Below are 6,625 nucleotides of genomic sequence, written 5' to 3' on the forward strand. Positions count from 1 at the left end.
AAGCGACAAGGGGTCTGAATGTCTGAACAACAAGTGATGTCGCATTTCGACGTCGTGATCATAGGCGCGGGCCTTTCAGGGATCGGCGCGGCCCGGCACCTCAAGACCACCTGTCCCGACCGCAGCTTCGTTCTGCTCGAGGGCCGTGAGGCGATCGGCGGCACCTGGGACCTCTTCCGCTACCCCGGTATCCGGTCGGACTCCGATATGTACACCCTGGGCTATGCCTTCCGGCCCTGGACCGGCGACCGGGCCATTGCCGACGGGCCCTCGATCCTCGATTACGTCCGCGACACCGCCCGGGAGGAGGGGATCGAGCCCCACATCCGGTTCGGTCACAAGGTGAGCGCCGCCGCCTGGTCGACTGAGGACGCCGCCTGGACGGTGACGGCCCAGTCCCCGACGGGTCCCACCACCTTCACCTGCAACTTCCTCTTCCTTTGCGGCGGTTACTATTCCTATGCGGGGGGCTACACCCCCGACTTCGCCGGCATGGACCAGTTCGGGGGCCGGATCATCCATCCCCAGGCCTGGCCAGAGGACCTCGACTACGCAGGCAAGCGCGTCGTGGTGATCGGGTCCGGCGCCACGGCGGTGACGATTGTGCCCGAAATGGCCCGCACCGCAGGCCACGTGACAATGCTGCAGCGTTCGCCGACCTACATCGTCGGGCGGCCGGGCCAGGACGCCTTCGCCCTGCGCCTCCGCCGGGCCCTGCCCGAGCGCCTGTCCTACGGCCTGATCCGGTGGCGCAACGTCCTGATGGGCATGCTGTTCTATCGCATGGCGCGCCGCCGGCCCGAGCAGGTCCGCAAGGCGATCATCGACCAGACCCGCCAGTCCCTTGGCCCGGACTTCGACGTCGAGACCCACTTCTCCCCGCGCTACAATCCCTGGGACCAGCGGCTGTGCCTCGCCCCGGATGGGGATTTCTTCGAGTCACTGAAGTCCGGCCAGGCCTCGGTGGTCACGGATGAGGTCGAGACCTTCACCGCGACGAGCCTTCGGCTGAAGTCGGGCGCGGAAATCGAGGCCGACATCGTCGTCACTGCGACGGGCCTGAAACTCGAGGCGATGAACGGCATCGCCCTGTCGGTCGACGGTGAGGCCGTGCGGCCTTCAGAGACCCTGAGCTACAAGGGCATGATGTATTCGGGGGTACCTAATCTGGCGTCCGCCTTCGGCTATACGAACGCCTCCTGGACCCTGAAGTGCGACCTGACGTGCGAGTACGTCTGCCGCCTCCTGAATCATATGCGCCGCAAGGGCCTTCGCCAGTGCACCCCGATCCTCAAGGGGCCGCCCCAGGAAACGGCGCCCTGGCTGGATTTCAGCTCTGGCTATGTCCAGAGGTCGATCGATCTCTTCCCCCGCCAGGGAACGGCGGCACCCTGGCGGCTGCACCAGAACTACGCCCTGGACATGGCCGACCTGCGCTTTGCGCGGCTGGAGGACGGCGCCATGACCTTCACCAATCCGGCTCCGGCCGCCCGGCGCGCGGCCTAGATGTAAGCGCTCAGCGGGGCCGGACCCATCGCGCCCTTCCGGCGGAGAGTTCCACGTCGATCCGGGTGTCGTCAGCGCTCTGGCGGCCGAGTACGGCGGCGGCCAGTCCGCCGGCGGCCTCGCCCGGAGAGATCACCCCGTGCTTGAGCAGGACCCGCAGGACCTCGGGTGGCCCCGACGTGCGAAGGGTGAGCGGGCCCGTCAGCTGCCCGTCCGGGCTGGCACCAAGGCCCGGCGAGGCGACCGACAGCCGGGTCTCCCCGGTCGTCAGTCCTGCCTGGCGGAGTTCCAGCCGCCCGCCCGCAGCGCTCCAGGCCCGAAGGGGGGTGGGCTGTCCCAGCATCGAGGCCCGGTCCGCGATGGCCTCCAGCTGGCCGGAGACGGGAGCGCCGCCGCCAAGGTCCGCGAGCAGCCGGCCGGGTTCAGGGGCACCGCCCTCAAGTCGCAGGAAGACTGCAGCCTTGTCATCAGGGCCCGGACGGAGGTGGAGTTCCAGCCGCTCGGCTCCCGCCAGGGCGAAGGGACGGGCGCCGGGCGCGGGCCGGAAGGTCAGGCCGAGGCCTTCGATGGAGACTCTCGGCATCCCCTCCGCGGCCAGGGCGAAGCTCGCCAGAATCCGGCGGCCCCTGACCTCCAGGCCGCCACCGTCTGGACGTGTCACCACCAGGCCGGAGGGAGTCGCTACAAGCCAGTTCCGCGGTGCGTGCAGGAAGGCCTGCGCCTCGAGGTCCGGTGCCTCTACGACCCAGCCTCCGCCTGCGACCCTGAGGTTGGAAAGGGCCAGGTTGAGGCGGAAGGGATAGCCCGAGAGCCGTTTCGACGACCAGGCGACCTTGGTCCCCGACGCCCTGAGGTCGGCGACTCCCCGCTCCAGGCCGGCCTCGACCTGTCGGGCGGCATAGACCCATCCTGCGCTCCAGCCTGCGACGAGCAGGCCGGCGATGAGGAAGGGGGCCCACAAGCCCGCCCAGCGGAGTTTGCGCGGTGGCCCGGGGTCGGGCATGGAGGGGTCGGTTCGGGAGGCGGACATGCGGTCTGAAGCGGCTGAAGGGGACTGGGTCTTCGGCTACGGGTCACTGATGTGGCGACCGGGTTTCGATTGGGTCGAGAAGCGCCCCGCCATCCTATACGGACGTCGCCGGGCCTTCTGCATCTATTCGGTTCACCATCGGGGAACCCCGGAAAGACCCGGCCTGGTCCTGGGCCTGGTGCGTGGCGGCTCTGTTCGGGGGGTGGCCTACCGGGTGGCCGCCGAGCGATGGCGCGAGGTCGCCGACTACCTGAGCGAGCGCGAGCAGCCCACCGAGACCTACATCGAAAGCCGGGTCCGGGTTCGGCTGGACGGGGGCCAAAGGGCCAACTGCCTGACCTATCTGTCCGACACCGGACACCCGCAGTGGGCAGGCGACCTCACCGAGGACGAACAGGCAAGACGGATCGCCGGGGCTCGGGGCCTTTCGGGCCCGAATGTCGACTATCTCCGGGACCTTGTGGCGCATCTGCGTGAGGCCGGCGTGCGGGACCTGGGCATGGAGCGGCTCCTGCAGCGGGTCGTCGACCTCGAGACTGGCTAGAGTCCTTCGGCCAGCAGGCGGTTGGAGGCGGTCTCGATGCTGTCCTGGAGCTGGCGCATGAACTCGCCTCGCTTCAAGCCGGGCGGGATGGGTTCGAGGAACTCATAGACGATCACCCCCGGACGCAGCAGGAATCCATGTGCGGGCCAGTGCACCCCTGCATTGGTGGCCATCGGGTGAACCGTTACGCCGAGCTCGCGGTAGAGGGCGGCGACGCCCGGCTTGTAGTCAGGCTCCGCGCCGGGGGCCTTGCGTGTGCCCTCCGGGAAGATGACCAGTTGCCGGTCCTCCAGGCGGAACTGTTCCTGCGCCCGCCGGATCATGTCCCTGAGGGCTGCGGCGTGTCCGGCCCGATCCACCACGATCGAGCCGAGCTTGAGCGCGATCCAGCCAAAGATCGGGACGGCCGTCAGTTCCTTCTTGAAGACGAAGAGGGCCCCCTTCAGGGCACTGAACTGGACGAAGCCGTCGAACATGGTCTGGTGCTTGGAGGCGATCAGGGCGTCCCCGTCGGGGGCGTATTCCCGTCCGCGGATCTCGACCCGGATCCCGCAGATCACGCGGAGGAGCAGGATCAAGGACAGGCTCCAGAGCCGCAGGGCGGCGAGCAGCCAACGGCGTGGCGCGACAAGAAGGGGGACCATGGCGATCGCAGAGATCGCGGACCAGACGTAAAAGACGGCGGTGAAGACCAGTGAGCGGATCAGGATCAAGGTGCGTCCTTACGGGTGTCGTCGGCCCGTGGACCGAGGCGGCGGACCGTCTCACGGCCCAGGACCGTCATGTACTTCGAGTACTCCCAGATCATCAACCGCGCCCCGCTCCGGGTGCGCCACCAGCGCCGGGCCTCGACCACTGGCGTTGCGGCCGCATAGGGCTGGAGACTCACCCCCGGAAGGGCGGACTTCAGCTCCAGCATGGCCCTGGGCATGTGATAGTCGGCGGTCACGATGATCAGGCTCCGGAACCGCATGGCCCGGGCCCATTCGGCGGTCTCACGGGCATTGCCGAGGGTATTGGCGGCGGTGAATCCCAGGTCCACGCAGCAGTCATAGAGCCGCTTCGCCGCCTTGCTGACCAGCCGGATATCCTCACGACTCGCCTCGCGGTTGACCCCTGAGACAAGGAGCCGCTTGGCCAGACCAGCCTCAAGGACCGCCATGCCGGTATCAAGGCGCGCATTCGAACCCGCCCCGGTCAGGACGACGACCCCTTCTGCGGCCTGTGGCAGGGGGGCTGGGGTCAGGCGACTGATCCGGTCGGCAAAGGCCATGAGGCCTGAAACCCAGATGAGCCCGATGACCAGGAGCGCGGCAAGGGTTCTCATGGCTCCATGTCCCGGGTCCGCCTGTGGGCGGTGACCAGAGCGAAGGCGCCGGCGACGAGGGCGCAGAGGGCGCTCGCCGCCGCGAGGATAACCGCCGGCTGCGCGAAGGTCGCGGCACTCGCGCCGGGGACCGCAAGTCCGGACGCCAGGCTAAGGGCGGCGGCGATCACCCCCCCCGCTAGAGCCCCCAGGCCAAGTTCAGGGAGGCAGGAGAGGACGAGGCCCCGGGCGCAATCGCCCGGCGACTCCCCGAGGCGCAGGCGCGTGCGAAGCGCCTGTTGGCGGCGTTCGGCCTCCCGGCCGACGGCGAGGCTTCCCGCCGCCGCCAGTCCCGCCAGGCAGGCGGCGAGCCCGCCGAGCAGGGGTGCAGCGGCCTGCCTGCGCAGGTCGAGGGCGGCCCTGCGCCAGCCCTGGTGGTCGTCGACGATGGCACCGATCCCCGCGGCGCTCAGCGCATCCGCAAGCCCTTGCCGCTGGGCAGGCGCGCGTCCGTCCAGGTCGACTGCGATCAGCCGCGGCAGGACGGCAAGGTCGGGTCCGCGGGCACCGGCTGTCCAGGGTGCGAGCAGGCCGGCGACGCGGCTTCGATCCAGGACCCGAACCTCGGCTACCCCCCGGGTCCCGGCGAGGATCTCAGCGGCCCGGGTGACCTCGGCGTCGGAGGTTCCGGCAGGCGCCGGCCGGATCGCGACGGTCATCTCGCCGGCGAGTCGCGTGCGCCAACCTCCGGTGCGCTCAAGAACGGTGGCGCCGCCAAGGGCGCAAAGGCCCGCAAGCGCCGCCAGCGCCGCCGTGATCAAGACGGTGGCGAAGCCCTGCGGCAGTCGAAGCCTCATGCCTGCGCCTCCGGTCGGGGACGTCCCCGGACCAGTTCGAGCTTCTGGGGCGCTGGCGCGAGGTCGGGATTTCGGCTTGCCATCACCAGCGTCATGCCCTGGCGGTTGAGCTGGAGCAGCAGCCTGAGCACCCGGGCCGCAGCCTCGGGCCCCATCCAGCCAACCGGCTCGTCCGCAAGAAGGATCTCGGGCCGCCCGGCGACGGCGCGGGCGACGGCCAGTCTCTGGCGTTCGTCGTGGTTGAGGTCACCTGGCCGCGCCGCAGCCTTCCCGGCCAGTCCCATCCAGGTCAGGAGCTCGCCCACGTCGCGGCGCAGGACCTCCGGCCGGATGCCGGCGATCCGCATGGGCAGGGCGGCATTCTCCGCCACGGTCATGTCGTCGATGAGACTGAGGTCCTGGAAGACCAGTCCCAGGCGTCGGCGAAGGCGGGCCCGGCCCTGTCGCGACGCGCCCCAGGGATCCAGCCCGAACAGCTGCAGTCTTCCGGCACCGGGCCGCAGGGCGAGGCCAGCCATGGCCATGAGCAGGGTCTTTCCTGCGCCGGCCTCGCCGTGCACAAGCAGGAACCCGCCTTCAGGGACTTCGAGGTCCACGCCTTCCAGCCCATCGGTTCCCGCGCGCCGTGGGGCGGACAGCCCAGTCAGCCGCAGGGCGATCGGCGGGGATGGCGGAGGCGCGGGGTCAGACAAGGCGTTGCCGCTGGGCTGGGGAAGATGACAAAGACGAGTCTAGCACAGACCCTTCCCTGTCGTGCATCCCGAGCATCCGAGGGTCTGCGCATCGGGCTCGGATCGGTCGCTGTGATCTGTTAACCTTGCTGGCGTAAGTCCGAAACAAGAGGCCCCGAGGGGGTGTAAGACGATGGTCTGGCGCCGCAAACCATGATCCTGACCTGTCCGAGATGCTCTGCACGGTACGCCGTCGGTGCCGCCAAGATTCCCACCGGCGGACGGACGGTCCGCTGTGTCGCCTGCGCCAACAAGTGGACGGCCCGCCGTGCGGATGGCGAGCCCGAGCCCTGGGAAGAGGCGCCCCCGCCGCTGGCGGCGGCCAAGGACCCGGAAGCGCCCGCAGTCCTCATTCCTGAACCGGAGCCGTCGGCGCCTGACGCCCTCGCGGACCTGGAGCCCATGATTCCGCCCCCGGTTTCTGGCCGCAAGGGCAAGGGTAAGGGCAAGTCCGGGCTGTCGTCCGGGCTGGTCTGGGCGGGCCTGGCGGCGGTGCTGGCCCTGATCGCCGTCGGCGTCGCCCTGTTCCGCAATCCCATTGTCCGCCTGTGGCCGAAGACCGCAGCCCTCTACGCCGCCGCCGGAGTCTCGGTGAACGGCGTCGGCCTCGTGATTGAGCAGGTCCGCCTCTCCCCGGCCGTGCAGAACGGT

Annotated in this window: 8 protein-coding genes; 3 read left to right on the forward strand and 5 right to left on the reverse strand. The window is 69.6% G+C overall.

The window, feature by feature from the left end; genetic code table 11:
• Positions 1-18: 18 nt before the first annotated feature.
• Positions 19-1,506 (forward strand): NAD(P)/FAD-dependent oxidoreductase, encoded by a 1,488-nt coding sequence (locus WCJ52_RS01365; protein WP_336901492.1) that lies wholly within the window; start codon positions 19-21, stop codon positions 1,504-1,506.
• Positions 1,507-1,516: 10 nt separating this feature from the next.
• Here WCJ52_RS01365 and WCJ52_RS01370 read toward each other — a convergent pair whose 3' ends face one another.
• On the reverse strand, positions 1,517-2,536 hold the full coding sequence (locus tag WCJ52_RS01370) for a DUF2125 domain-containing protein (protein ID WP_336901493.1): 1,020 nt from the start codon (positions 2,534-2,536) through the stop codon (positions 1,517-1,519).
• On the opposite strand from WCJ52_RS01370, the gene WCJ52_RS01375 reads away from it, so the two are divergent.
• Positions 2,535-3,080, forward strand: coding sequence for a gamma-glutamylcyclotransferase (locus WCJ52_RS01375; protein WP_336901494.1), 546 nt, complete (start codon positions 2,535-2,537; stop codon positions 3,078-3,080). The two genes, WCJ52_RS01370 and WCJ52_RS01375, sit on opposite strands and share 2 nt — an antisense overlap.
• Here WCJ52_RS01375 and WCJ52_RS01380 read toward each other — a convergent pair.
• From WCJ52_RS01380 to WCJ52_RS01395, 4 genes are read right to left on the reverse strand one after another with little or no spacing between them, the layout of a single operon-like run.
• Positions 3,077-3,793, reverse strand: coding sequence for a lysophospholipid acyltransferase family protein (locus WCJ52_RS01380; protein ID WP_336901495.1), 717 nt, complete (start codon positions 3,791-3,793; stop codon positions 3,077-3,079). The two genes, WCJ52_RS01375 and WCJ52_RS01380, sit on opposite strands and share 4 nt — an antisense overlap.
• Complete coding sequence (locus WCJ52_RS01385; RefSeq protein WP_336901496.1) at positions 3,790-4,407, reverse strand: YdcF family protein; 618 nt, start codon at positions 4,405-4,407, stop codon at positions 3,790-3,792. The genes WCJ52_RS01380 and WCJ52_RS01385 overlap by 4 nt, the downstream gene beginning before the upstream one ends.
• On the reverse strand, positions 4,404-5,243 hold the full coding sequence (locus WCJ52_RS01390) for a hypothetical protein (RefSeq protein WP_336901497.1): 840 nt from the start codon (positions 5,241-5,243) through the stop codon (positions 4,404-4,406). The genes WCJ52_RS01385 and WCJ52_RS01390 overlap by 4 nt, the downstream gene beginning before the upstream one ends.
• Positions 5,240-5,839 carry an ATP-binding cassette domain-containing protein gene (locus WCJ52_RS01395; RefSeq protein ID WP_336901498.1) on the reverse strand — a complete coding sequence of 200 codons (600 nt, stop codon included), beginning with the start codon at positions 5,837-5,839 and terminating at the stop codon, positions 5,240-5,242. Before WCJ52_RS01395 ends, WCJ52_RS01390 begins: the two co-directional genes overlap by 4 nt.
• Before the next feature lie 288 nt (positions 5,840-6,127).
• Between WCJ52_RS01395 and WCJ52_RS01400 the strand changes: the two genes are divergently transcribed.
• Positions 6,128-6,625 (forward strand): zinc-ribbon domain-containing protein (locus WCJ52_RS01400; protein ID WP_336901499.1); only part of this gene is annotated, 498 nt, incomplete at its 3' end.

The sequence above is a fragment of the Phenylobacterium sp. genome (genome assembly GCF_037138395.1).
In the GTDB taxonomy this organism is placed as follows: domain Bacteria; phylum Pseudomonadota; class Alphaproteobacteria; order Caulobacterales; family Caulobacteraceae; genus Phenylobacterium.

Coding starts and splice junctions, on each gene's coding strand:
- WCJ52_RS01365 (WP_336901492.1), top strand. CDS start 19: ATGTCTGAACAACAAGTGATGTCGCATTTCGACGTCGTGATCATAGGC.
- WCJ52_RS01375 (WP_336901494.1), top strand. CDS start 2,535: ATGCGGTCTGAAGCGGCTGAAGGGGACTGGGTCTTCGGCTACGGGTCA.
- WCJ52_RS01370 (WP_336901493.1), bottom strand. CDS start 2,536: ATGTCCGCCTCCCGAACCGACCCCTCCATGCCCGACCCCGGGCCACCG.
- WCJ52_RS01385 (WP_336901496.1), bottom strand. CDS start 4,407: ATGAGAACCCTTGCCGCGCTCCTGGTCATCGGGCTCATCTGGGTTTCA.
- WCJ52_RS01390 (WP_336901497.1), bottom strand. CDS start 5,243: ATGAGGCTTCGACTGCCGCAGGGCTTCGCCACCGTCTTGATCACGGCG.